The 1,461-nt window shown below is 68.2% G+C and carries 1 protein-coding gene, 1 pseudogene and 1 other annotated feature; of the genes and pseudogenes, one reads left to right on the plus strand and one right to left on the minus strand.

The annotated features are described in order from the left end of the window. Positions 1-30: 30 nt before the first annotated feature. Positions 31-407 (minus strand): annotated as a pseudogene (locus tag KBI5_RS24730) (transposase); the annotation flags it as partial. Beyond that, positions 58-171, minus strand: a sequence feature (AL1L pseudoknot). It overlaps the preceding pseudogene by 114 nt. A gap of 116 nt (positions 408-523) precedes the next feature. On the opposite strand from KBI5_RS24730, the gene KBI5_RS24735 reads away from it, so the two are divergent. Beyond that, a partial coding sequence (locus tag KBI5_RS24735) for an IS256 family transposase (protein WP_085016633.1) occupies positions 524-1,461 on the plus strand: 938 nt, incomplete at its 3' end.

The raw sequence follows: 1,461 nt of genomic DNA on the forward strand, positions 1-1,461 counted from the left end.
TCGGCCCGCCCACCCACGCCATCACCGAACTCTTACCTTCGCGGCATAGTACGTCGACGGGGCAAACTGCAGGATTTCACAGATCGGCTCGACCCCGGCCACGTCTTTGTACTAGTCGATGAACGCGACTACCTCGGCAGTCGCGGGTCGAGCTCCCGCGCGAAGAAAGCCGACGCAGCCTTCAAGATCTCGTTCGCACGGGTGAGTTCACGGACCTCGCGTTCCAGCTCGGCAATACGCTGCGCGTCCGCGGTCGAGGTCCCCGGCCGCTGGCCACCGTCGACCTCGGCCTGCTTCACCCACTGGCGCAGYGATTCCGCGCCAACCCCGAGCCGCTTGGCGACAGTTGTGATCGAGCCGGTCCGCTGACCGGACTCCTTGCGTACCTCGAAGACCATCCGGACCGCACGCTCGCGTAGCTCGGCCGGGTACTTGTTAGGGGTGGGCACGGCGGGACTGTAAAACCAACGGTGTAACTTCCTTGTGACATTCTGTGCATATGCGCAGGGAGAGGAGGCGCCAGATGACCATCACGACGACGGATCCGACGATCGCGGTGATCCCGGACCAGCCCGCCGGCAGCGAGGCTGACGCCGGCGCGACGCCGGTGCTCAGCGAGGAGTTGGCCAGGGGCCTGGTCGCCCAGGCGAAGGCCGAGGGGCTGTCGCTGACCGGGCCGGGTGGGATGCTCGGGAAGCTCACGAAGATGGTCCTGGAGACCGCGCTCGAGGCCGAGCTGACCGCGCACCTCGGCTACGAGGCGCACGACCCGGCCGGCCGCAACGGCGGCAACTCCCGCAACGGCAGCCGGACGAAGACGGTCGTCACCGAGATCGGCCCGGTCGAGATCGACGTGCCCCGTGACCGGGACGGCTCGTTCACCCCGGCGATCGTCGCCAAGCGGCAGCGCCGCCTCGACGGGGTCGAGGATCTCGTGATCTCGCTGGTGGCCAAGGGGCTCACGACCGGGGAGGTCCAGGCCCACCTGGCCGAGGTCTACGGCACCGAGGTGTCCCGGCAGACCATTTCCACGATCACTGACAGGATCCTCGAGGGGATGGAGGCCTGGCGGGCCCGGCCACTCGACACGGTCTACGCGGTCGTGTTCCTCGACGCGATCGTCGTGAAGATCCGCGACGGGCAGGTCGCGAACCGCCCCGTCTACGCCGCGATCGGGGTCACCGCCGACGGCGAGCGCGACATCCTCGGCCTGTGGGCCGGGACCGGCGGCGAGGGCGCCAAACACTGGCAGCTCGTGCTGACGGACCTGAAGAACCGCGGCGTCGCCGACGTCCTCATCCTCGTCTGCGACGGGCTGACCGGCCTACCCGACGCGGTCGCCCAGGTCTGGCCGGCGACGATCGTGCAGACCTGCATCGTGCACCTTCTGCGAAACTCGTTCCGGTATGCGTCCACGAAGGACTGGCCTGCGCTCGCGAAGGACCTCAAGCCCGTCTACAC

Origin of the sequence: Frankia sp. KB5 (genome assembly GCF_002099325.1) — a bacterium.
Classification (GTDB): domain Bacteria; phylum Actinomycetota; class Actinomycetes; order Frankiales; family Frankiaceae; genus Frankia; species Frankia casuarinae.